The 23182-nt window shown below is 37.5% G+C and carries 22 protein-coding genes; 9 read left to right on the top strand and 13 right to left on the bottom strand.

Going from position 1 to position 23182, the window contains the following annotated elements:
* Positions 1 to 499: 499 nt before the first annotated feature.
* From JHD79_RS19410 to JHD79_RS19380, 7 genes are all read right to left on the bottom strand, one after another.
* On the bottom strand, positions 500 to 2176 hold the full coding sequence (locus JHD79_RS19410; RefSeq protein WP_199121017.1) for a hypothetical protein: 1677 nt from the start codon (positions 2174 to 2176) through the stop codon (positions 500 to 502).
* Positions 2177 to 2242: 66 nt separating this feature from the next.
* Positions 2243 to 3037: an AraC family transcriptional regulator gene (locus JHD79_RS19405; RefSeq protein ID WP_199121016.1), complete on the bottom strand. Its 795-nt coding sequence runs from the start codon at positions 3035 to 3037 to the stop codon at positions 2243 to 2245.
* Between the two features lie 806 nt (positions 3038 to 3843).
* On the bottom strand, positions 3844 to 4443 hold the full coding sequence (locus JHD79_RS19400) for a hypothetical protein (RefSeq protein ID WP_199121015.1): 600 nt from the start codon (positions 4441 to 4443) through the stop codon (positions 3844 to 3846).
* A 196-nt stretch (positions 4444 to 4639) separates the two neighbouring features.
* Positions 4640 to 5014 carry a DUF4870 domain-containing protein gene (locus JHD79_RS19395; RefSeq protein WP_199121014.1) on the bottom strand — a complete coding sequence of 125 codons (375 nt, stop codon included), beginning with the start codon at positions 5012 to 5014 and terminating at the stop codon, positions 4640 to 4642.
* A 20-nt stretch (positions 5015 to 5034) separates the two neighbouring features.
* Positions 5035 to 5370 (bottom strand): hypothetical protein, encoded by a 336-nt coding sequence (locus JHD79_RS19390; protein ID WP_199121013.1) that lies wholly within the window; start codon positions 5368 to 5370, stop codon positions 5035 to 5037.
* A 21-nt stretch (positions 5371 to 5391) separates the two neighbouring features.
* Entirely contained in the window at positions 5392 to 6000 is a 609-nt protein-coding gene (locus tag JHD79_RS19385) for a carboxypeptidase-like regulatory domain-containing protein (RefSeq protein ID WP_199121012.1), read from the bottom strand.
* Positions 6001 to 6258: 258 nt separating this feature from the next.
* Positions 6259 to 6486 carry a hypothetical protein gene (locus tag JHD79_RS19380; protein ID WP_199121011.1) on the bottom strand — a complete coding sequence of 76 codons (228 nt, stop codon included), beginning with the start codon at positions 6484 to 6486 and terminating at the stop codon, positions 6259 to 6261.
* Positions 6487 to 6756: 270 nt separating this feature from the next.
* Between JHD79_RS19380 and JHD79_RS19375 the strand changes: the two genes are divergently transcribed.
* Together JHD79_RS19375 and JHD79_RS19370 are read left to right on the top strand one after the other, a co-directional pair.
* Positions 6757 to 7587: a hypothetical protein gene (locus tag JHD79_RS19375; RefSeq protein ID WP_199121010.1), complete on the top strand. Its 831-nt coding sequence runs from the start codon at positions 6757 to 6759 to the stop codon at positions 7585 to 7587.
* A gap of 32 nt (positions 7588 to 7619) precedes the next feature.
* Complete coding sequence (locus tag JHD79_RS19370; protein ID WP_199121009.1) at positions 7620 to 8924, top strand: S41 family peptidase; 1305 nt, start codon at positions 7620 to 7622, stop codon at positions 8922 to 8924.
* 205 nt (positions 8925 to 9129) lie between these two features.
* Here the strand turns inward: JHD79_RS19370 and JHD79_RS19365 are convergent, their stop codons facing one another.
* Together JHD79_RS19365 and JHD79_RS19360 are read right to left on the bottom strand one after the other, a co-directional pair.
* A complete protein-coding gene (locus tag JHD79_RS19365) occupies positions 9130 to 10374 on the bottom strand; it encodes an OmpA family protein (RefSeq protein ID WP_199121008.1) in 1245 nt (414 codons plus the stop codon).
* Between the two features lie 36 nt (positions 10375 to 10410).
* Entirely contained in the window at positions 10411 to 10569 is a 159-nt protein-coding gene (locus tag JHD79_RS19360; protein ID WP_199121007.1) for a hypothetical protein, read from the bottom strand.
* Positions 10570 to 10621: 52 nt separating this feature from the next.
* Here JHD79_RS19360 and JHD79_RS19355 point away from each other — a divergent pair, with 52 nt between their 5' ends.
* The 5 genes from JHD79_RS19355 (at position 10622) to JHD79_RS19335 (ending at position 16463) form a co-directional block, all read left to right on the top strand.
* Positions 10622 to 12427 (top strand): histidine kinase, encoded by a 1806-nt coding sequence (locus JHD79_RS19355; protein ID WP_199121006.1) that lies wholly within the window; start codon positions 10622 to 10624, stop codon positions 12425 to 12427.
* Between the two features lie 101 nt (positions 12428 to 12528).
* Positions 12529 to 13335: a sensor histidine kinase gene (locus tag JHD79_RS19350; RefSeq protein ID WP_199121005.1), complete on the top strand. Its 807-nt coding sequence runs from the start codon at positions 12529 to 12531 to the stop codon at positions 13333 to 13335.
* Between the two features lie 86 nt (positions 13336 to 13421).
* On the top strand, positions 13422 to 14135 hold the full coding sequence (locus tag JHD79_RS19345) for a LytTR family DNA-binding domain-containing protein (RefSeq protein WP_199121004.1): 714 nt from the start codon (positions 13422 to 13424) through the stop codon (positions 14133 to 14135).
* Between the two features lie 124 nt (positions 14136 to 14259).
* The gene (locus JHD79_RS19340) at positions 14260 to 15444 is read left to right on the top strand and encodes a hypothetical protein (RefSeq protein WP_199121003.1); all 1185 of its coding nucleotides are present in this window, start codon (positions 14260 to 14262) and stop codon (positions 15442 to 15444) included.
* Positions 15445 to 15488: 44 nt separating this feature from the next.
* A complete protein-coding gene (locus JHD79_RS19335; RefSeq protein ID WP_199121002.1) occupies positions 15489 to 16463 on the top strand; it encodes a c-type cytochrome in 975 nt (324 codons plus the stop codon).
* Positions 16464 to 17064: 601 nt separating this feature from the next.
* Here the strand turns inward: JHD79_RS19335 and JHD79_RS19330 are convergent.
* Positions 17065 to 17751 (bottom strand): hypothetical protein, encoded by a 687-nt coding sequence (locus tag JHD79_RS19330; RefSeq protein ID WP_199121001.1) that lies wholly within the window; start codon positions 17749 to 17751, stop codon positions 17065 to 17067.
* A gap of 559 nt (positions 17752 to 18310) precedes the next feature.
* Here JHD79_RS19330 and JHD79_RS19325 point away from each other — a divergent pair.
* Entirely contained in the window at positions 18311 to 19564 is a 1254-nt protein-coding gene (locus JHD79_RS19325) for a hypothetical protein (RefSeq protein WP_199121000.1), read from the top strand.
* Positions 19565 to 20159: 595 nt separating this feature from the next.
* On the opposite strand, the gene JHD79_RS19320 is transcribed toward JHD79_RS19325, so the two are convergent.
* Positions 20160 to 20858: a hypothetical protein gene (locus JHD79_RS19320; protein WP_199120999.1), complete on the bottom strand. Its 699-nt coding sequence runs from the start codon at positions 20856 to 20858 to the stop codon at positions 20160 to 20162.
* Between the two features lie 22 nt (positions 20859 to 20880).
* Positions 20881 to 21483, bottom strand: a complete 603-nt coding sequence (locus JHD79_RS19315; protein WP_199120998.1) for a YceI family protein — start codon at positions 21481 to 21483, stop codon at positions 20881 to 20883.
* 596 nt (positions 21484 to 22079) lie between these two features.
* Between JHD79_RS19315 and JHD79_RS19310 the strand changes: the two genes are divergently transcribed.
* The gene (locus JHD79_RS19310) at positions 22080 to 22769 is read left to right on the top strand and encodes a sensor histidine kinase (RefSeq protein ID WP_199120997.1); all 690 of its coding nucleotides are present in this window, start codon (positions 22080 to 22082) and stop codon (positions 22767 to 22769) included.
* A gap of 30 nt (positions 22770 to 22799) precedes the next feature.
* Here the strand turns inward: JHD79_RS19310 and JHD79_RS23230 are convergent, their stop codons facing one another.
* Positions 22800 to 22982 carry a DinB family protein gene (locus JHD79_RS23230; RefSeq protein ID WP_370583361.1) on the bottom strand — a complete coding sequence of 61 codons (183 nt, stop codon included), beginning with the start codon at positions 22980 to 22982 and terminating at the stop codon, positions 22800 to 22802.
* Between the last annotated feature and the right edge of the window lie 200 nt (positions 22983 to 23182).

Raw genomic sequence — 23182 nt, 5'->3', positions numbered from 1 at the left:
CCCCCCCCCCCCCCCCCCCCCCCCCCCCCCCCTTCTCCCCCACCCGCCCCCCACCGACATCTACACTATGGCTCGATCGTCGGCAGCGTCAGATCCCCCCCCCCCCCCCTGAAGATCCTTTGGAATAATTTAATAGAATACGATTTTGATTGTCAAATTCTAAAATGTTTGGTTGTCAATTAAGTCAGTCCTCTACGCTTTGTAGAATTTAGATGGGTTTTCAGTTATCAAACATAATTTCTGAAGTAAATTACGGTAAAATTTGGTAAAAAAGTAACCACTTTTGGGATAACTTCGAGGATTTTAAGGTTTTCCGGAGTTGCTGCTCCACATCAATAATTGGACAGAGCTATGGCATCCACTTGGTGAAAAAACAAGGTATAGCTAAACGGTAAAAAACACCTGTGGCCAAAGTATTTATTTACAGATAAAAACTTTACATCCTTATTAATTGAGGAAGGACAATAAAAAGAGCTTTTAACCGATGAGGTAATGTGGTTTATAGTTCAACATCAATTTTATCCACCCAAACTGCCTTACGATCATAAGTTTCCTTGAAATTAGCAATGATAAAATTTTTATCATAAATAGCTTTATGGGTTACCTTTTTAACACCATTCACATAAACTATAACAGGTTTGTCCATATCAACCATTTCTGGAGAAATTAATACTGAAATAATCTTAACTGCTGATGTTTCTAAATGGAACTCATTGTTTTTATAAAACCCTTTGACTACACCAGATTTTCGGGGAAAGTCAAAAGCTTTAACCAAAGTATCCGTACTTATCAAGCTATCCTTTTTATTATAGCTTAATAACTTATGGATGTTAAAGTTGATAGTTTGATGCCATTTTGCTGGTTTTGCGGTCGTATCTAACTGGTTGATTTGTATCCAATCTGCTTTTCCATATTTTAGATCATCACTTTCCCAATAAATGTTTTGTTGGAAAGGATTTCTTTTTCTACCGGCAACATCTCTAAATATCATTGGATATAAAGGTTCAGATTCATCAAATTGCGGAAACCAATGAGGCCAACCAATATAACGATGGTCTTGATAGTCAGCTTTTAAATCAGTCATGATCACATTCAGGCTATCATTTGCATCTGGCGGATAATAATAGTCTTCATTCGTTGATACGTTGAAATAAGAACGGTTTAAAATATTTTTGATAAATGTCCCCCCAGTTCTCACCTTTGGTTGAGTATTAAATCCATAAAACCCCGCAAATGGACTTTGTTGTTTCATCAAATACGAAAATGAACCTGTTGCACCATTAGAATGCCCAGTGACAAAAACTTTATCATCATCAACATTAATAGACTGCTTAATCTCCTTCAACATTGCTGGTATCATAAAAAAACCGTCATCTGGCCCCATCCAATTGTATTTTTTAGAGCCCTTCGGATAGACCATAATCACATCATATACCGCAGCATATTTGGTGTAAAACCTATTCCATCCACCTAAAACCCACGATGGCAGCTGATATTCTATTAAACGATTACTTTGAACCGCACCATGAAGGAAAAATAATACCGGATAACTTTTTTTTGGATTATAATTAGCCGGTAGACTTACAAAACAGGAAGTATTTAAGCTATCAATTACCCTAAATTTAATTGAATAATTTATGTCTTTTTTAGATTGAAAATTATCAAAAGATTTAATGATTTCATAAGCTCGCTTCCCATCTTTGGCCTTTGTTAAATCCAAACTCTTGAAGGAGCCTTTTTCAAACTCTTCTTGCCTATCTTTTAAATTCTTAAAAAAGATGGCTTTCATATTTTGAGCCTTGCCTAACACAATTGGCCATCTTTTGTCATTAAAAAGGTTTTCATATTCTTTTTGTGGGTAAACAAATGTTAAAGAACTCCATGTGGTATTCTCCTCATTATTCATTGCCAAGAGCTTATCAAGGTAATTAAAAGCTTTATCGAATTCCTTAAGTTCAGCAGCTACTACAGAAGCTTTGTAATATCCGCTACTGGTGATCTCTTTTGGATATAATTGAAAAGCTTTTTCATATAGATTTAAAGAATTATGGTAACCAACAGTATCTTTTGCATCCCACATTATACGCAGTGCACTATCCGTTAGTTTTTTATAAGATTGTGCTTTTAATTGACCTGCAGAAACTAAGAGCAATAGGAATATCAAAAATCTTTTCATAATCAATAATTTTATATGTTAAAAGTAATTGATCAATAAAGTTAAAAATTGTAAAATTGTGACGTCCTAGCCTGTAAAATTCCAAAAGGTGTCTTCTGTCCCCACAATTTTTCCATCTTTAAAAAACTGCGATGGAGTTAGTCCCGTGAGCTGTTTACAGGCTTTAATAAAATGCGATTGATCGGTATAATGCGCTTGATGAGACAAGATACCTAAGTTAGTTTGTGGTTGCAGATTCAACTTGTGGCTCATCAATTGTCTAAAACGAACAATAGAGCGATATTTTTGTACACTTGTCCCAATATGTTTTTTAAATAATCTGTTTAGATGTTTTCTACTGATGCCCAGTTTATGCTCAGCAAGCTCATCGATACTTATTTCATCTGCTGAATTATGGAACAATTGTAAAGTTCGAATAATATATTCATTGGTTACTGGCAAAAACATAGAAAGTATTTGTTTATCCAATGCTAGTTTTAGATCTTCTAAATTTTCAATATCAAAAAGCCTGTTTATAAATTCAACATCAAAAAATGAAAAGTCTGGAGAGGTTACTCTTTCGCTTATAGCTAAATCATTGTTTAAAACTTGATTGATACCAAAGGGTTCGAATACAATTCCTATTTTATGAACAGGACCAATCTGACTAACTTTTAATATCGTTTCTCTTAAAGGTGTGAAAATTTGTAATGGTGATGAAGCAGAATTATAAAAGATTTGAGAATGGTTATTGCCAAACTTTACCTCGTGGTTTTTATAAAGTGAAATGGTGTTATTGTAATGGGGATAACAGATATATTCGTTATGATAGTATTCATCATCAGCTACATCTACATAATAATAGCTAATATATTTTTGCAATAATAGTTCGGAAGGCTTAAATGTTTCGAATATCCTCATCAACTACTAGACACTGAATTCCCTAAAACGTTGCGCAAGCATTTATGCAGGTTGGCAATTAATTCTTTATTTCAATATAACAGACGGACGCTACTCATTTCGTAATCATATATTAATCAATTGTTAGTATAGATATATAGTCCAATGTTGGTTTGAAATTTCCTCGAGGCTTTTGTAGTCATTGAAGTAACCACAAAAACTTCTCTGGAATTAGTCCGTAATGGGCGAGCGCACTTTCCATTGAAAGCTAACTTGGCCCCAGTATATGTTTCAGGTCGTTCAGAGACAAGCGACCTACCTGCTATATAAAGTTCCTTTCTTGATGGGTTCGATCAGGCCATCTGCTTTTAATATAATTTCAAGTCTTTCAAAAGGCCTACTAGGAACTGGTGGGCAGCGGTTGGTTAGATAGCGCCCTTAGTGCTGCTTGAATATCTATTATAAAATCTAAATAAGATAGACGATTAAAACTCGTCTATCTTGTAGAAGCTATACTATATTACGTTGTTTTTTTTCTGCTTCTTTTGATGCTCTATCGAGCAATAAGTTTAAAAATAGCGAACGAACAGAAATACATAATATGCTTGATGGCAAAAATCGCCGTTTCTGAACAACAGATATACTAAATACATTTTACTTTAATCCACAAAATGATTACGTTACAATGAGTTACATTGCTTTATTTTTTAACCTTAAACTCAACTCTCAACTTGATTTGAAAATAATTCATTCTAGTGTTGCCTACATCTTTTTTTTCTAGGCATGTATTAGGTCAATATGCTGAATTGAGGTCTTGCAAATATGGAATCCATAAATTCTCTAAACAATGTTTTAAGAGACGTATAGTTTCTGTCAAGTATCTCAATGTCATCCCAGCTTGTATCATATTTTATATCTGACATAATACTTTGGAAATCATTATATAGATAATTTCCCAAAGCACTTAATAAAATCACTTGAAAGGGACAATTATCCTGATCATATTCTTCAGGCGAAAAGGCACTATCAATAATGCAAGTATAAAGTACTTCTACAGCAGCAATAGCTGCGCTAGCTCTTAAAAAATTATTGGCTTTTACCATACCTGATACCTCTTCACAAATAGACAAAATATCATCAGCCATTCCATTAAGCATCAACTCTTTATTTATTACATATTCATTTTTTATTCCAGGTAAAATGAGCTTTCCCAAAAAATCGAAAGCATTCCGAATACTTTGCTGAGAATTTTCTTTTGTTTCAGAATCGCCGATGTAGTACTCTTTCATCCATCTGATAATAAATTGTTCGTTTTCCTTTACCGCCAAGTAAAGGAAAACGAACCTTTCTTGCTGGCCTAGAGCCAAAAATTTCTTTTGCTGTTCCATTTTTCAAATATTAAGTTTCTATAATTATGGAGCTTTATCTCGTTTGATATATTTATATACAAGGTATGATCGAACATGATAGGAATTATATCTTCTTCAGGTATGCATTAGCAATTTGAAATTAACTGCAATATGTCATTGACCTTGGATAAACCAGGCTATTTATCCAGGTTGAAGATAAAAATAATATAGGTATTTAAACTCCAGGAAAAATGCGTTGTGCAAATTCTCCAATAACAGGGATTGGCTTTTTCTCGCCTTTAGCAGCTCCGATTAAACCGATTAGCCAAAGGACAAAAATGCCAAGTTGGATCAAGTAAGTTAATGAATATAAGGCGGATAAATCAGTTAAACTTACCACCAGTTGCATTAATGAACTTGCCATCCATCCTAACGCAATAGCTACTATCATCAGTAGCAAACTTTGCCTAAGATGAAAGGATGAAAAATTTGTTTTATGCTCCTTGTGCATTGTAAAATAAGCAATTAGCCAACCAACAATGGTTAGATAACTGATTACTGCAGTGGTCTTCTCCTGAACAATAGTTGAATTTTCATTTAGTTTCATCATTTTTTTTAATAAAATCGATATTATTTTTGCAATCTAATGTCTACGCTTTCCCAGTTACTTTTATGGGGCACAGCCTTCTGAGTTGAATAGTTTAAAGTCGGTGTAAACATCACAGTTGAAGGACCTGTGGAAGCGGCACCTGGTTTCAATCCCCAGAAAGGAAATGAATTGGCGTGAGGCCCGGCTGCACTCATCTTCAGGGCAGAGCCATTAACAAGTTTTGTGCTAATGTTATATTTACCGACTGGGATATTTACAATGGTCAGCTTTGCAATACCTACGGTTTTCCTGATCACAAATGATTTGTTATCACCAAAAATGCCAGGCCCATCAGGAGTTAAGGTAATTTCAATCACATCATTTTCATGGAAATACTCCTAGATATAATTTTCCCAGTCGATACTGTAATCAATATTAATAGACCCGCCGTAATAATTGGTTGGGTTATAGGGTTGTCTAGATACTTCAGATTTATTGGCGAGGCCATAAGACTGCATTACGAAGTTCTTTACTTGACCACTTTCTGAGCCAAAACCTGTTGAATTATCATCTGAAGGGAATAAGCCAACCACTGCTTTTCCTTGTCCATAATCCATCTCATAGCCACTTGCAAAATAAGTAATTGCGCCAAGAGGCAACTTCATTTCATAGTATCCCTTGTCATTCGTCACAGCCTCAGCGCGTGTATCCAGTCCTATAGTTGCTCTCACGCCTATATAAGCCCCTTTTAGTGGCTTACCTTTAACGTCGGCCACATAACCTCTCAAATATCCCTTTTTTACGGATAGTGCCGGAAAATTTGGCATTACACTCTGCGTGTTGCCCATCACATTTACATAGGCTTCTGTACCGGCAACATTAAAGGTTGCCTGTCCGCTTACCGGATTATATGGAGGTTGTTGTCCCCAGTCCGGGTTTGATTCCCCTTCGGGGCCTTTTGAGCAGCTCATCATCATCAGTGCTGCTATGACTAAACTTTTATTCATAAGAATTTTATATTATTTTTCACAAAATTGAAGTCCCGATATATGACTGTCAAGAAGGATAGACGGATCAGCAGGATTGTATGTAAATCTGCATCGATCTATCGACAAACGACAATAAATAAACAACTCTTTAGCCTCTTTTTTTAGGTAAGCAATCCTTATCCTGTTGTTTACATATTCTATGCTCAGGTAATTGAAGCCCTCGGATGATGTGCCGGTGCCGGTATCATCAATCAATATGGCATATACTCCAGCTATCTAGTAGGGTCTAAGTGCCCCTAAAGGCTGGATGTCCTTATAGAGTACATTATTATCAAATATAGTTGATATGCCTTGTTGTGTATACCTTAAAAGATACATGCCTTTTAAAGGTGTGCGATCGACTTTACCTCCTTGTTCGTCAATCGGTTTCTCTGCAGTTGCTGATTTTTTGCAACTCATTGCTGCCATGCTGATAAATAGCAGCCAAATTAGTCTTGTTTTCATTGAAATATAATTTTGTTTTTCCCAAAACTAGCATGACACGACAGAGAAAGCGTAACCGTGAATAGTGACATACAACAAGATATAAGCGATAAATAACACCATTTTTCTGCTGGCAGCCTTAGATATTGAATAAGGGATTTATAGTCAATAAAATACCTTGGTCGACAGGATCAGGCTTTCCGTCGACGAAGCTAGGATTGAGCAGATATATATTGTTTTTTAGTGGGATGTCAAATCTATCTCATCACTCAATAAACCAATCTAAAAATCATGAAAGCAAAATTTTTCACACTCACTACCCTTGTCTTACTATCGCTGTCAGCATGCAAAAAGCCCACTTCAAAACCCTCTGCTGCTGAAGCAGATATTCAAAAACCAATGTTAAAAACCATTTACTGGCCACTATTGGGGGTGACTGCAGTTATTACTTATAATGCAGACAATACAGCAAAAAACATTAGTTATACCGGAATTCGCATTCCTTCTCGGCTTGAATTTAGTTATAGTCGTTTTGGGCTTTCCAATGTAGAGCTCACAAACTCGCTGGATGGAAAGTTCCTCTTTTATGATGCCCTTACCGGGCGACTTACCGAAATGACCAAGGCCATAAAAGAAGGCGGAGGTTACCGTAATTACGCCAAGGCCACATTCAATAATAGTGTTTCTGGCAGGCTTGAAGTATTGAGGCATTATATAGTAAATGAGGCGGGCAGCAAATTATCATATACTAGTACTTATGAATATAATGCGAATGGACTGCCTAAAAAAATAACGGTAATAGATAAAAACAACAATAAACGCGTCATAGTATTAGAGGAATATTCAGATGAGGTGCTTTTTGATCCGTTATATTTTATTGATTTTGATATGGGAGAACTTTTTCATGTTTATAATAACAGTACTTTAGAACTGCTATCGAAACTGCACAGGCTTCCTTCACGGCTGAAAATTACAGAATATAGGGGAAGTCAGGTCAGCCAGGAGAAGCTGGTTGAAACAAATTTTACAATTAGTTCTAAAAAACTTGTGAAACAGATCATTAAGGTTACCGGATCAGAGTTTCCAACTCCACAATACGAGGAGTTGCATTATGGATATTAGCTTATTGTGGTTAAATTTAACAATCAAAGACTATGTATTTACGAAGCAAATTGAAAACATACTTTCTGTTCTGTAGCTTTTTCATTTCTTTAAACGGATATGCACAGCTTAATGCTGAACAAAAAAAACAAACTGTTCATTCAATACTTGAAATTCTCAAGGCTAAATATGTCTCATCAGATATTTTGCCGGAGCTAGACAGAACAATTACACAAAATTACCTCGATGGCAAGTATGACACGATTTCTACAGGTAATGAATTTGCATTTCAGTTGACACGGGATCTTCAAAAAATTTCAAAAGATCAGCATTTAAAGGTTTTGTATAACGAAAATAAGAAAGCCTCTGAACAAGGCACTCAGCAACAGGATTTGCCGAAGGATCAATGGATGAAAAAACTAATGATCGAAAATAATTACAGCATTAAGGAGAAAGCCATTCTTAGTGGAAATATCGGATATATTAATATTCCGGTTTTTGGTCCTTTAAGAGATTGTGCAGATACGCTGATCGCTGCAATGAATTACGTGAAAAATACAAATGCATTAATTATTGATCTACGGGATTGTAGAGGAAGTCTTGATGAAAACACGATTCCTTTTATTTTTAGTTATTTTTTCAAAGATCCGGTTCATATTGGTGATTTTTATACTCGTGAAACTCATACGACAAAGCAATTTTGGACTTATGGTTATGTACCAGGAGCTTTATATTTAGATAAACCCATATATGTATTAACAAGTGGTAAAACTTTTTCAGGTGGAGAAGCTTTTGCCTATCATCTTCAGCAATTAAAAAGAGGAGTTATTATAGGTGAGGTAACAAGAGGGGGCGCAAATCCATCTGAACTACAGAAAATAAATTCTACTTTTTCCATCACCGTTCCTTACGCAAAAAGTATCAGTCCGGTTAGTCAAACAAATTGGGAGAATACTGGGGTTAAGCCTGATATAGAGGTGAGATCTATTCTTGCATTTTACGAAGCCAATTCATTGGCATTAAGAAAATTAATTCCTTTATCAAAAGACCCGTCGGCTAAGGCTGATTTAGAAAAAGCACTCAATGAATTAAAAAGGCCTGCACTCAAAAAAGTTACATTTTTATTAGAGGGCTTCAGTGAGGCTAAGGAAGTGGCTGTAGCGGGAACTTTTAACTCATTCAGCCGAAAAAGTTTTCTGTTAAAAAAAGTCAATGATAAGTGGATTGGTGAGACTGAAGTTGAACCAGGTGATTTAAGCTATGTTTTTGTTGTAGACAATCGTATGATAAAAGATCCGAAAAATCCCAAAACGGTTACAACAAACGGAAATGAGAATTCTTATATGTTTGTAAAATAACCGAACAGCGTATTTCTAGTTATCAGGATAGGACATCGTAGCGAAACGTTAGCAACAAAAGAAAGGCAGGCCAAAAGGCACTGCCTTAACTACTTCTTTTATCTTTGCCTATTTAGCTTACAGGACTTTGAAATAAAGGTTGAGTTCGGGTTGGAAACCTGCTTCTGCTAAAGAATTTAAGATAAAATCAACTTACAACAGGCATTTAGAGCTTCACAAATTCTACTCTTCTGTTCTCGGCCTTCCCCGATGCGGTTGTATTGCTGCCTATAGGTTCAGCAGCGCCCTTACCATCGGTAACGATTTTTCCACCTTCAATTCCAAACGCTCCGACAAGGGTATTCTTCACAGCGTCAGCACGTTTTTTGGAAAGGAGCAAATTTGCATCGGCTCCCCCGTCACTATCGGTATGGCCAATGATCTTCAGCTTGATACCGGGCGATTCTTTGATCGCCGAGGCAATTTCCTTTATCAGACCGAATGATTCAGGCTTAATCTTATCGGAATTGCTATCGAATAGAATGCCATTGGTCACAAAACGCCCCTGGTCCAAAAGCTTAGCACGCATATCTGGTATTCCAGCGGCAACCTTAAGGTTACTGATATAAAATCCTGGTTGCCCCTCTGCTGTTTTGGGCCCTCCAAATAGGAACTGGTTGAAATTGGCAGCTTCTGCCACTGCTGTTGGCATATCCAGAACCTTATTGGCATTATACCATAACCTAAGGCGTTCTTTTTGTATCGATAGGGCAACATGCACTACCGATCCGTAATTGCTTTGGAAACCCTCTAAAAAGACCTTGTCAGATTTCATTTTCTGTTTTGCATTTTCCCTCGAGTCTAATTGTACAACGGCTTTGTCGGAGTTAAAAGAGGTTTGGATGTACATGATATTTTTTAATGAATATTGGTAATCTTGTAACCGCTTGTTTTTCTCACCACGGTCAAACACCTGGAAACTGAAGCCTGGCAGAACACGCGTTGAGTTCTGGGAGAGGTTGAGAAAAAGATCAAATTCCATGGTAAAATTCTCGGGAAGCTTCACCACCGGCGACAGCATAAGGCCAGAATTCAATTGCAGCCATTTGCCGCTCTGCCCATCTAGCGTTACAATCTCACCCGAACCATTTGTAAACCATTTTAATGGAAATTGCCCGATCACGTCCTGCTCAAAGTTATCATAAAGCAGAATTTTTTCTCCTGGAACAAAATCATACTTGGAGTAAGCTGTTGCCAGTTTAGAACCTTTGGCAGGTTCAGTTCCTTTTTCTTCTCCATTGGTTTCCTTTTTGCCCTTTGATGAAGGATTTCCGTCAATAGCTTTCTCGGCTTTTTGTGTGCTTTTTTTGATCAGCAGATCACTCCCTGCGTTTGCTGCTTTTTCGCCTAGTCGTTTTAGAAGACCCTGGCTGCTTGCATTTAAGGCTATGGCCTGAATTGCAAACATCATGTACAAAATTCGTTTAAACATTTTCTATCAAATTAATTAAAAAGGTGAAATGAGTACATTATCGAATAAACTGCCATTTAAATATCCAGAAACCCATGTATGGTAGATAAAGGACACTATGGAAGCGTCGATCGTATTGCCTGGTTGTTTGTCTACCAAATCATGCTGTTTGTCGTTAAAGTCTCTTTTACACATAGATGTGGGTAACAAAAAAAGGATCTATTGGTATCTTTATAGGTAAATGACCATGCGATTAAAAACAAACGTTAGCCTTTTTCTGCTGTTCACGATCTTCCAGTTAAATAAGTCGAATGCACAGGAACCGGCAATCCTTAAAAAATTAAAACAGCGTGCAGATTATTTTCAAGAACATGAACAAAACGATTCTGCTGTTGTATATCTAAAAAAAGCAAGCAGTTTCGCCGCAGAAAGAAAAATGTTCAGTGAGGCGATTAATCTATTGAATAAAGCTGCGATTCTTCTGCATCAAGAGCAGAAATTTATGGCTGCATTGCACGTAAGTAAGCAACAATACCGATTGAGCCGAAAAATGGGTAATAACAAACTAATTGCTAATGCCCTGAATAACATGGGAGTGCAATATCGTGGAATGGGTGACTTACAGCAGTCTGCAACTGTATTCATCTCCGGGCTGAAGTTTGCAGATCAGCAACAGGATCCTACACCAAAGAGAAAAATTTACAATAACCTAGCCTCTGTTTTTATTGATCTTAAAGATAAAAAGAACAGCCTTTTTTACGCAACTAAAAGTTTTGAACTTGCCCGTGTCCTTAATGACAGTCTGCAGATCGCCAAGAGCCTTTCCAACCTGGCGATTAGCGAAGAGCTTTGCGGACAGCTTGCAAATGCTGAACTTCATTTAAAGATGCAAGCAGATATCAGCTTAAAAAATGGCTGGAACGATATATTAAGCGATAGTTATAATAATCTTGCGGAAATCTATGTTAAACAGAAAAAGTTCCAAGCGGCCTTGAAATTATACAGCGCTGCACTGGAATTAAATAAAAACGATACGGAAAGCGAAGATTTGGCTTTTCTATATCTGGGAATGGCAAACTGCTATCAAAACCTGAAAGATTACAAAATGGCGGCGTCCTATTTTGATCGTTCGATACACAATGCTGAAGGGCAAATGAAAAGAAATGACCTTAAAGAGGTTTATTTCCTGGGGGCAGAAATAAAAGAGGCTGCCGGTGATATTCAAACGGCACTGCATTATAGAAAAAGGTATCAGAAACTTAATGATTCATTGACTAACCTCGAGACTCAAAAATATATTCATGATCTTGATCAAAAGTATCAGGCTACCGTGCGGGAAAGACAACTAACCCAACAGACTCTTGAGATTAATCAGCAGAAATTTCTCATTACTTTGGCGCTTATCGTGATCATTATATTGACGGCCAGTGGAATCATTATCTATCTGGTCAACAAATCCAAAAATCAAGCGATGAAATTGGTGCTGCTGCAAGCACAGATCCATCCACATTTCCTTTTCAACACCCTTAACAATCTATATGCGCTAAGCCTTAATAAATCAGATGATGCTCCGGGTGTGGTATTGGAACTGGCACAGATCCTTCGACACATTCTCTACGAATGCAATGAGGGCAAGATAAGTTTGGCAAGAGAATTGGAAGTTATTGAAAAATACATCTACCTGGAGCGTATCCGCTATGAAAACAGACTGGAAATTAATTTTCATATAGAGGGCAAGACTGGAGAATATCAAATTGAACCGCTATTTTTACTACCATTGGTTGAAAATGCTTTTAAACATGGGATCAACCGTATGGAGGAGGGCTGGATCACGATCAATGTAGAGGTAAAGCATGGTCTGTTTATATTCAAAATTGCCAATAGCAAACCTCTGGAAGAACATAATCAGCTCCAACAGAAACGCAGATATGGAAACATTGGCTTGGATAACATCAAAAAAAGATTGAAGATACTTTATCCTAAAAAACATAAACTTAAAATCTTCTCTGAACCTGAAGATTTTATTGTCATATTGAAGATCTATATGAACTGAAGAAATATTGCTTGACAACAGCTGGTAAAGCAATTGGTCGATGAATATCAGCACTCTGTCTACACCTGTGATTGTTGAGCCATAGTTAAATATATTTGTATATGATTTCAAAAAGGTTCCGGAAATTTCCAGGCAAAATACTGATGCATGTGCTATTTTGGCTTATCATTATAAGTCTTCTAACCCTTCTTTTCCCGATTGGTGAACCTGGTTATTGGATGGCTTTGAATGTCATGTTAATTTCAGTAGTCTGTTTAGGCCTGTTCATTAAATTTATCTGGAAGTGGTATAAGCGAAAACAGTCTACTTTGCACGCTCAACTTAATTTTTTAAAGGCACAGGTACACCCGCATTTTCTCTTTAATACACTTAATAATTTATATGCATTGACGCTTGACCAGTCTCCAAAATCATCGCAGGCCGTGCTGGGCTTATCTGAAATTTTGCGGTATATGCTTTACGAATGTAATGCTGATCAGGTTTTATTAAAACGTGATATCGAAATCCTAAAGAGTTATATTTCATTAGAAAAGTTGCGATATGATGAAAACCTTGATCTTAACATAACCATTACTACTGAGATCAGCGATCAGAAGATTGCACCTTTGCTGATCATGCCCTTAGTTGAAAATGCATTTAAACACGGCGCAAGCGAGATGATGGAAGCGGCCTGGATCAGTATTGTTCTGGAGATCGATGAGCAGCATTTAAAAGTTAAAGTTTCCAATAGCTGCCCGGCTCAACCTCAACAGCCAGGAAACGGAGCGATGCACTTCAACAAAATTGGCATGAGTAACTTAAGAAATAAACTGGAACTCATTTATCCAGGAAACCACAGCCTGAATATCCACCATGAGGCGGATATATATATGGTTATCATGGAAATTTACAATATAAACCAATTATAGATGAAACCTTCTTGATTTTCAAGACCATACATGGAAATGAATAAATCATAGCAGCTTCATCACAAATGAAAACAAAACTTAAACGGATGAAAATTAAAACCTTAATTGTTGATGATGAGCCCCACGCCATCGATGTAATTGAAAAATACATCAGCAATTTTTCTGAAATTGATCTAATTGCTAAATGTAATAATGCTGTTCAGGCTTTTCAGATCCTCCAGAAAAACAACATTGACCTCATTTTTCTCGATATAAAAATGCCTGGATTACTCGGAACGGAACTAGTCAGGACACTGAAGCAACCACCAAAAATAATTTTTACAACTGCTTATCAGGATTATGCATTGGAAGGTTTCGATTTAAATGCAGTGGATTATTTGCTGAAACCCATTCCCTTTGACCGTTTTTTAAAGGCAATGGACAAAGTCTTTGATTCCTACAAGCACAATGCGCAAAGAATAAGCATATCACAGCAAAACGTTGAGCCAAAAGGAGATCATTTTCTGTACCTGCGTGTAGACCGTAAAATGGTCAAGATCAATGTAACCGATATTTACTGGCTGGAAAGCCAAAAAGATTATATTAAAGTTGTTCTTGCGGATAAAACGTTGATCAGCAAGCAAAAAATCAGTGTATTGGAAGAGCTTTTACCCGAAGATAAATTTGTGCGTATTCACCGGTCCTTTATTGTTTCGGTGGACAAAGTTGAAAGCTATCATTCTTATGCAATAGACATATTGGGAAAAGAACTACCTATAGGCAGGAATTATAAAGAAGAATGTAGAAAACGGCTTCGATAAACAGACCATTTTTTAGGCGTTTGTAAGAGAAATACTGTATTCTGTCGAACATTCAACGTCCTTTGTCTCCATATCACTACTCTTTTTAAGCACTGCTTTAGTTTTGCGCTAAAAAAGAATTGATATGATTAATAAAATGATATGTATGCTGCTCTTGCTTATTACCTTGGCCAGCTGCAAAAAAACTTCGACTGCGGTAAATCCTGGTGACAAGGGCCCTGTTGAAGCGGACGGCAATAACACTCCACTGAGCAATGTTTATTTGCTGGGCTACCAGATACAGGGCCTTTTAAATATGGGAAATATGCTTTATAAAGATAAAAATCCCACTGGTGTTTTTCGACCCTATGATACTGAACGTTTATATGGTTGTGGCATTCATCATACGGCAGATGGAAACACCAAAGAAAGCTTCAATTATTACGGTATAGAATATTTATCCAGTAATAGAACGCGCGTCGTTTATCTAAAAAAGAATGTAAAAGAATTTCTTGCCGACAAGTTAAATATTAATCTGGGTGCGAATTACGACGAGAGTATTCTTGCCAGGGAAATCTATAACGGAGATTTGTACTTATCGATCCGGGCACTTGATTTCAACTCCAAACTGAAAAGAAATTACTGCTATAAAATTTCCAAAACTGGAAACATGTCAGTTATCCCGTTAACTGAGGATCAATATTACGGACTAGAGTTTATTAGCCTCCTACCTTCTGGTGTAATTTCGGCGACAGCAGGGAGTCTATATGAAGATAATCGTTTCCTCATATATCGTGGTCTTTCAGAAATTGCAGCAATTGATATCACTACCGAAGATTTCAAGCATAGCTATGTTCAGGGATTCAGGATGATCAATGACAATGAAGCCGAATTGATCATTCAGAGTTACCAATCAACCAGTCAGCCTGCCCGTATGTACTACGCGACGTATAATATAGCTACCAGGACACTCAACAAGTACAAATCGGATCTATTTTATGACGATACAACTTTTAGAATGCAGGACTGTACCTATGAAAATGGAAAATTTTATATAGCGGCATGCGACACAAGGCTAATAACCGCCTGTTCTATTGTTGTAGAATGGGATAAAAATACAAAAAAAGTAAAAGTGACTAAAAATCCACTTCAGAAAGCTGCTGGAGCTACAGACGCCAATGTAGTAGGAATTTTTGTTAAGGACGGAACTGTCTTTGTAACAGGCAGTCAGGGCGATAAATATAGCTACTGGCAAAAAGGAGAATGGGTTAATCCGGTATTCAAGGGAGCTCGGAACGACTTCATTACCGACATTTTGTATCTACCCTAATTAGCTATTGATATCTCTTTTCTCAAAACCTAAAAATATAAAACATGAAATTATTAAAATTAGCCGGCATCATCATCGTTATTGTTATTTTGGCAGCCTTAGGCAGTGGCTTATATATCAATTTTGAAAAGCCGGATGTAGGCAAAGCGCCAGACCTGAAGATCTCGATCACTGACGAGAAAATCCAACGGGGAAAATACCTGGCCAACCATGTAACTGTCTGCATGGACTGTCACAGCAAACGTGACTGGGGTACTTTTAGTGGCCCTGTTATTCCTGGAACAGAAGGTGCAGGCGGAGAAGCCTTTGATCAAAAGGCAGGTTTTCCCGGAAATATTCATTCTACCAATTTAACCCCATATAGCCTATCTTCCTGGACAGACGGCGAGATCTACCGGGCGATAACCGCGGGTGTGGGAAAAGATGGACATGCGCTTTTTCCGGTAATGGGCTATCAGCGCTTTGGGAAGATGAGCAAGGAGGATATCATTAGTATTATTGCCTATATCCGTACCCTGCAGCCCATCAAAAATGATGTTCCTTCACCACAGCTTGATTTCCCGGTTAGCTTGTTAAATAAACTTTCGCCTCGCTTAGCTGAGCATCGAATCAAACCTTCCGAAACAGACAGTATCCAGTACGGTGGCTATCTGGTTAATGCAGCTGGTTGCGTAGACTGCCACAGCAAGCAGGACAAAGGACAAATTGTTAAAGACAGTGAGTTTGGTGGTGGAATGGAGTTTAAGCAGCCTGCGGGTATTATTCGTGCACCTAATATTACAATGGATAAGGTCACAGGAATTGGAAACTGGACACAGGATATGTTTGTGATGAAATTCAAATTATATGCAGACACTGATTACAAACCGCAAAGACTTGCCAAAAATGACTTGAATTCACCTATGCCCTGGACAATGTATGCAAGCATGAGTGAAAGCGATATCAAATCCATCTATGCTTATTTAAAAAGTCTTAGTCCGAAAAGTAATAAAGTTGAAGTAAGAAGTTATGCGAAATAAAAATCCAGATTTAGAACGTCTTGACTCTCTATGGCCTCAAAAAGTTTAACTATTGTCTTAAAAAAATAATCCCTGTCATTTAAACAGGGATTATTTTTTTAAGACGTTATCAGGTAGAATTAACAAATCTGAAATTACCACAATTGATTAAAAATCACACTTCGCAACGGTGACTTTTGTCGCTGATTACCTGTTCAATGGCATTTCCGTCTATCATAGCACAGTGTTCGGCAATTTTACCATCCTGTAGCCTGAATACCCTCTATAGCCAGTGGTGGTGATATCCTTTCCAGTTGGCAGATTATTACGATCTGATTATTAATGCCTTCGGGGAAGTATCAGGTATGATACTTCCCCGAAGGTTACTTATTTTATAGTTTAATATTTGAATAATATCTCCAGCTTGAAAGCAGAAGAGGCAACCGGATCGATTATTTTATTAATTTATCTTTGGATCTTTTGACTCGAAATTTCAAGCTGGTTGTCAAGCTGTTTGTATAGGCAAGAATGGAATATCACGCAGTTTTAAATAAATGAGGGATTACAAAACGTACTTATTATCCGAATATTATCCTAATGGTTACAAACGGTGAAAGATGCACTATTTATTGGGTAATTTTTGCAACTCTGACCAAACATAATCGCTAATTTTCCCTTCATTACCGATGTCATGAATAGCCCCCTGAACAAACATCCCTTTTAATTTATCCTTGTAAAGATCTTTGGTTTCGATAAATTTAAAAAGCTCTAGGGCAGGTTCTACATTGGTGATAGGGCCAATATCCCAGTTTGATCCATGATTTGAGGGGAGCCGTTCTCCATTCATGCATTGTAAATTGAACTGGTGATAGTCAACTGTATTTGGCGGAATTTCATAGCTCACTCTTTCTGCCAATATACCATTCTGGACTGATTTCATTCGAGATATAAAGATAAGCCCTCTGGGAATGACGAGGTTTATAGGCTTATTTGTTTTGTTGTAAAAACTAACGCAAAGCGTTACAAGCTCTCCATTGCCCGATGCTTTTTCTGACCATGGATCTTTTAAGTAGCACTTCTCGTCTTTTTCGGTAGAAAAATGTATGGCTTCAATTAGCTCTATTCCTTCCGGCAATACAAATTTTGTACCTTCAGGATCTTCGGTACTGCGACTCCAGCCTTTAAAATAATCTATGTCAGGATCTGAATTCTCATCAATATCTACATCTGCATCCTTCTTGCTACAGGCGGCAATTGCTAAAATAGTAATAAGTATTGCCGGTAATGTTAAACGTTTTAATACAATCATAATTTTTTAGGTCAAAAATATTAGCTCTAAGGAACTTGATCATAAGATGGCGACATACTACGTGTTTTTTACAATAAACAACAATAGATTGAAGACGAATCAAGAAAGCAACAATGCTCTGTACTGCTATAAACTCTTATATGGCTTTAGTCAAAATTTCATAGTCTGGTAACTCAAGTTAAACACCCCTGCCGGAATGTTTCAAGGAAAACTTGAGCCTGGGTTAGCAAAAAAATCTCGGCCTGTGTACCACTATTTCTTTGTCGAACCTCCAGAAATCATCCGGCAACACCAAAAAACTTCCCCAAAGAAGATTTTCGATTTCAAATTGAAAGGGATAGAAAATAGTACAGCCTTGCTATTTATCGAAATGCAATTGAAAGTGATATAACCAAAACAGGGACTACCGCAGCGGTATGATCCTCTTTTTTGTTTTGACAATACGTCGTTTGTCGATGAATATCTACATAAGTGTATCTATACAGGTCTTATGTCTATCATCCTTGAGACCTAATGTTTTAGCTGGGATTTTTGTAATCAAATTAAATTATAAATGCATATGAATAAGAGTTTACTCGTTGCAGCACTATTACTATTATTGGTGGCCTGCAAAAAAAACCAGGCACCCAACGTGCCTATGGCTCAGCCGCTAAAAAAGGAGCATGGTGCCGCCCTTGGTAATCCGGTCACAAAGGTAATTGGCCCCGCTGGCGGGTCGATATCATCTGCCGATGGAAATATAAGCATAGAAATTCCTGCTGGTACTGTTACCGGCGACACCCCTTTCAGTATTCAGCCCATTGAAAAAACCCTTGATCAGTCTACAGGTACAGCTTTTCGTCTGGGTCCTGAAAATATCACATTTCAAAAGGATTTAAAAATAACCTTTAAGTACAGCGATGAGGATCTGGAAGGATCCGCAGAGGATTATCTTTACCTGACCTATCAGGATAAGGAAGGTCATTTCTACCGTCAAATGAAAACAGATATCGATAAGGCAAACAAAACCCTTTTCGTCAATACCAGACATTTCAGCGACTGGTACATCGAACGGGTTTTCACTGTAGCTGCCAATCGAATGAAACTTTCTGCAGGGCAGCAAGCGGATATTTTATTGTTTTATAATGACACTGACCCTTATGGGCAAGTGGTTGTTTCCAATGAAAAAATCAAAGACGAAACCTGGTTTATAAATGGTCCTGGAACAGTTACCAAAACGGTTAATAATAAATCATTTAATTTAGTGGGGGCTACATATAAAGCTCCTGCCAGTATTGTTTCTCCAACAACGGTAGCCGTCGGTGCACAGATAAAGAACATGGTAGATAAACTTCATCCTGACCGTGTAGGTACCAGTGGACTTGTTATTGTACAGACACCAATTACACTGGTTCCAGAAGAATTTATCACCTGGGAATTTAACGGAGTAACCCATACGGGGGTATCAATGGATGCGGGATTTATAGGGTTCGTAACCAATATCCTTGGGGTGGGCAGCCAAGGAAATATTGCATTGACTGTAAATGCGAGTAAGGCTGGTACTTACGACTTGGGTAGTAATGCGGAACCGGATAAGTTTAATCTCACAGTGGGCCAAGCGAGCAGGCCTGATGTAATTTACAAAGGGGATTATTCTATCTGTAATGATCCGATACCCAAATATGGCAAAGGTAAAGTTGTTATTGAAAGTTATGGTTCTATAGGTGGTTTTATCAGTGGGAACTTTTCTGCAACAGTATATAATCCGGGCGATGGTTGCCAACCTCAGGGGAAATTGGTCAAAGGAAGTTTTAAACTGCGACGAAAGGTATAAGTTCTGCTATATAAGCATCAACGTTGAAGATTATAGAAAACAAACGACTGAACTAGATCTAAATGGAGATCAAAAATTAATCTAGCAGTAAAGAGGGCAATTTTTAAATAGAAAATTGCCCTCTTTTTTTACTTTTAATCCGTTAAAACTACATGACGGAAGTTACGACATTTAGCCATGGATGTAAACGGAGATTGGTATATACGCCAGTCATATTATCTAAGTCATTTTCACATAATAAAAATGCAGCCGTGTTAGCTTGATTTTGCTTTAACTGGTATTTCAAATTCAAACATTCAGGGAAAACTGTATCCTCAATGAGTTTACTATTGATAATCAGCAGCTGCATTTGAAACAAAGGACGGAGAATACATATAATTTCTCCTGACCAATCTAATTTAATTCTCTATTTCTAGTAATAATTTTGTTCTCTATGGGAATAGAGATCGTCCTATTCTTACAGATTTTTGCTGAAATCACCCTAAAGAAAACTTCATATTAAATCAAAGAAGGTAACTTTTAGCATGAGAATACCAAATAAAAAAGCCGGCTACCCATTGAAATGGAAGCCGGCAACTTTAATAAGATTATTGATCTAGAAAGCGTATTTCACTCCAATACCGCCGTTTTCTGCAACAAAAGCGCCGCCTTTGATATCGAAAGAGGGCATCCAATCAGCACTTATCGCAATTGGGAGTTGTTTAATCTTATATTCAAGGCCTACTACTCCGGAAACGCCATAATAACTTTTCGAGGTTTTAATTCCATAAAGCCCCAGGTCATAACTGCTTTTATAAGAAAAGTGACCAAAATATGCTCCGGCACCCGCGTACCAGTTGAAACCATCAGCACCAGGAATTTGTCTTTCATATTCATAAAGGGCAGAGAATGCCAAATCATTTCCGATGCCCTGATAACCTTTATATCTGATGATTGCTTCTAAAGCCTGATGCGGCTTTAGAAAATATTTTCCGGTTATTGAAATGCCCCATAAGAATTTAATACCAATAGCTGCCTTATAGGGATTATCAATTTGAGTTTCAGATTTAGCTGTAGATTTACTAGATGGTAGTTGAGATTTGTTATGATCCTCAACTTTTGTATTGGATAATTCAGTTTTGGTTTCGGCATTTACATTGTTGGCAGATGTATTTTGAACATTGCCCTGGTTAGTAACGGGTTTAGGTGTAACAGTCGTTGTTGTCTTTTTGATCACCTTTTTTTTAACTTGGGCATTTGCAAGGCTTACTATAAAAATACTTATTACGATTAAAAGAAATTTGTTTGTTTTCATTAATATTTAGTTTTTGATTGTTTTACAAATTCGCATTGACATCCAGGCTGACCTCTATTTCATTTTTAATTTTCTCGTTTGCCGGAAGGCCAGGATCGGAAGCGTAAGTCATTCCCCACTTTGTCCTGTCAAACTTAAAAGTCGTTAGGACATGAATTGCTGCTGCAGATAATTCTATCTTAGCCGGGATATTCAGTGGCAAGGATTTACCCAAAATCATGAGATCGCCCTGGATCAGATAATTATTTCCCTGGGCATCTGTTTTGGACAGTTTCTCCGCATTTTTTACTGAATAGGTAACATTTGGATACTTCAGCATATTGAAGAAAACATCCGACTGAAGATGTTCTGTTAACTGTTCTTTTTGTGCCGGAGTCAATTGATTGGTAATAAGGATAGTAGAAAGCGGTATCTTTATCTCTCCCGCACCAATCCGCTCATTTTTAACGGTAAAACCAGAACCATGCACCTCTATGGTACCAGAGTTAAAATAATCATTTTCTAAAAACCCTTTAAAGGATGCCCTGGATCCTGCCTCGAGACTATAGCTTTCAGCTTTTTCTTTTTTACAGGCAAACAGCAGACACAGACAGTAAAGCAGTGTGATAATGTTGATTTTTTTCATGTTTTTTTTAAATATTTTTCTTTCGAAATTCGCCTGCCTCTCCTTGGGTATCAAAGAAAGTCGACGAATTACTTCAAATCATGGACAGATGATTTGAATTTATAGTCGGCCGAGTGACCTTTAGAACGCTATTTAGGATAATGAATAATACCAGGTATTATACACGCTTCTTTCAACACAGATTAAAATTATATTTGTATATGAATCTTTCAAAAATCCAGCATTCCTATGGGCGTTTATTCGTACATCTTATGTTCTGGATGGTTTGTATAATATGGTTAACTTCTATTAATGGGGTAGGAATGCCGAGTTATACAATTACACTTACCGCTGTACTGATGCTGCTTCCTGTCCATCTAATTTATTTCTACACGCTGAGATATTTAGTAATTGAGAAATATCTGGACAGCCGAAGGTTTCTCATGTTGGGATTTTCTTTTTTGCTAACTAGTTTATTTTGTCTTTGTTTATATAGAACAATTGAAATATTATTCTCAGATCCTTTTCTGTTTAACAATATCAAGAAGCTAAAGCCTGATTTCTGGTGGTCGAAACTGGATGGCAGCTTTTCGGAGCAATTTTTTAACCTCCGATATATGATGCATGCGCTCGAACAGAGCAATACAGTAGTTTGGATCTGTCTAATGATCAGTTTTTTCAAAATGTGGTATGAAAGGAAGCAGGCTGCCCTGCAAGCTGAACTCAACTTTCTTAAGGGACAGATTCATCCGCATTTTCTCTTCAATACTTTGAATAATTTATATGCCCATACGTTAAGCCAGTCTCCCAAATCCCCGGTTATTGTACTTGGGCTATCGAATATTTTGAGATATATGCTTTATGAATGCAATTCAGACCTGGTTCCCCTAAAAAGGGATATAGAAATCCTGAAAAGTTATATTACCTTAGAGAAAATAAGGTATGAAGAACGTCTGGATCTAAACCTTGTTATCAAAGGACAGATTGGCCATCAGCAAATCATTCCACTCCTGATGCTTCCTTTAGTCGAAAATGCATTTAAACATGGTGCAAGTGAAATGGTGCAGGATGCATGGATTAATGTAGATCTTGAGGTGTCTGAACATCGGTTAAAGTTCAAGGTATCCAATAGCAAACCATCTGAACCCGTTTCATCCAGCAAAAGTCATTTTGGAAAAATTGGACTGACAAATGTAAGATCGAGGCTGGAACTCCTTTACAAGAATGCCCACAGTTTTACCACCTATGATGAAGGGGATATGTTTGTGGCCATTCTTGAGGTTAATTTGAAAAGCAGTAACCGATAAAAAGGTCCCAATATTTATGAAAAATGCCCTTTATCGTGAACCCCATTCCCAAAGACCATACTGGATTTTTTTTGAAACCAGATGCCCCGATTGTTTTAAGGATATCAAAATTTGTCCCCTATGATGGCTTTCATGGGAAATAATGTAAGCCAAAAAGGCTATAGGATGTGGTTTAAATCCCTTGATTTTTTTTTCTTCAAATCCATTTTGCAACAATGAAGAAATTGCAGCGGTACTATTTATTAACGCTTCTATCAGCAACTGCTTGGTAATCGTCCCTTTCTCAACTCTGTCTGTCTCTTATACACATCTGACGCTGCCGACGATCGAGCCATAGTGTAGATGTGGGTGGTGGGGGGGGGTGTGTGTGGGGGGGGGGGGGGGGGGGGGGGGGGGGGGGGGGGGGGGGGGGG

This window comes from Pedobacter sp. ASV28, from assembly GCF_016428855.1.
Taxonomy (GTDB): Bacteria; Bacteroidota; Bacteroidia; order Sphingobacteriales; family Sphingobacteriaceae; genus Pedobacter.
Note: the sequence above shows the minus strand (reverse complement) of the source record. Positions and strands in the feature narration are given on the sequence as shown.

Coding starts and splice junctions, on each gene's coding strand:
- JHD79_RS19410 (WP_199121017.1), bottom strand. CDS start 2,176: ATGAAAAGATTTTTGATATTCCTATTGCTCTTAGTTTCTGCAGGTCAA.
- JHD79_RS19400 (WP_199121015.1), bottom strand. CDS start 4,443: ATGGAACAGCAAAAGAAATTTTTGGCTCTAGGCCAGCAAGAAAGGTTC.
- JHD79_RS19395 (WP_199121014.1), bottom strand. CDS start 5,014: ATGATGAAACTAAATGAAAATTCAACTATTGTTCAGGAGAAGACCACT.
- JHD79_RS19385 (WP_199121012.1), bottom strand. CDS start 6,000: ATGAATAAAAGTTTAGTCATAGCAGCACTGATGATGATGAGCTGCTCA.
- JHD79_RS19380 (WP_199121011.1), bottom strand. CDS start 6,486: ATGAAAACAAGACTAATTTGGCTGCTATTTATCAGCATGGCAGCAATG.
- JHD79_RS19375 (WP_199121010.1), top strand. CDS start 6,757: ATGAAAGCAAAATTTTTCACACTCACTACCCTTGTCTTACTATCGCTG.
- JHD79_RS19370 (WP_199121009.1), top strand. CDS start 7,620: ATGTATTTACGAAGCAAATTGAAAACATACTTTCTGTTCTGTAGCTTT.
- JHD79_RS19365 (WP_199121008.1), bottom strand. CDS start 10,374: ATGATGTTTGCAATTCAGGCCATAGCCTTAAATGCAAGCAGCCAGGGT.
- JHD79_RS19360 (WP_199121007.1), bottom strand. CDS start 10,569: ATGTGTAAAAGAGACTTTAACGACAAACAGCATGATTTGGTAGACAAA.
- JHD79_RS19355 (WP_199121006.1), top strand. CDS start 10,622: ATGCGATTAAAAACAAACGTTAGCCTTTTTCTGCTGTTCACGATCTTC.
- JHD79_RS19350 (WP_199121005.1), top strand. CDS start 12,529: ATGATTTCAAAAAGGTTCCGGAAATTTCCAGGCAAAATACTGATGCAT.
- JHD79_RS19345 (WP_199121004.1), top strand. CDS start 13,422: ATGAAAATTAAAACCTTAATTGTTGATGATGAGCCCCACGCCATCGAT.
- JHD79_RS19340 (WP_199121003.1), top strand. CDS start 14,260: ATGATTAATAAAATGATATGTATGCTGCTCTTGCTTATTACCTTGGCC.
- JHD79_RS19335 (WP_199121002.1), top strand. CDS start 15,489: ATGAAATTATTAAAATTAGCCGGCATCATCATCGTTATTGTTATTTTG.
- JHD79_RS19330 (WP_199121001.1), bottom strand. CDS start 17,751: ATGATTGTATTAAAACGTTTAACATTACCGGCAATACTTATTACTATT.
- JHD79_RS19325 (WP_199121000.1), top strand. CDS start 18,311: ATGAATAAGAGTTTACTCGTTGCAGCACTATTACTATTATTGGTGGCC.
- JHD79_RS19320 (WP_199120999.1), bottom strand. CDS start 20,858: ATGAAAACAAACAAATTTCTTTTAATCGTAATAAGTATTTTTATAGTA.
- JHD79_RS19315 (WP_199120998.1), bottom strand. CDS start 21,483: ATGAAAAAAATCAACATTATCACACTGCTTTACTGTCTGTGTCTGCTG.
- JHD79_RS19310 (WP_199120997.1), top strand. CDS start 22,080: ATGATGCATGCGCTCGAACAGAGCAATACAGTAGTTTGGATCTGTCTA.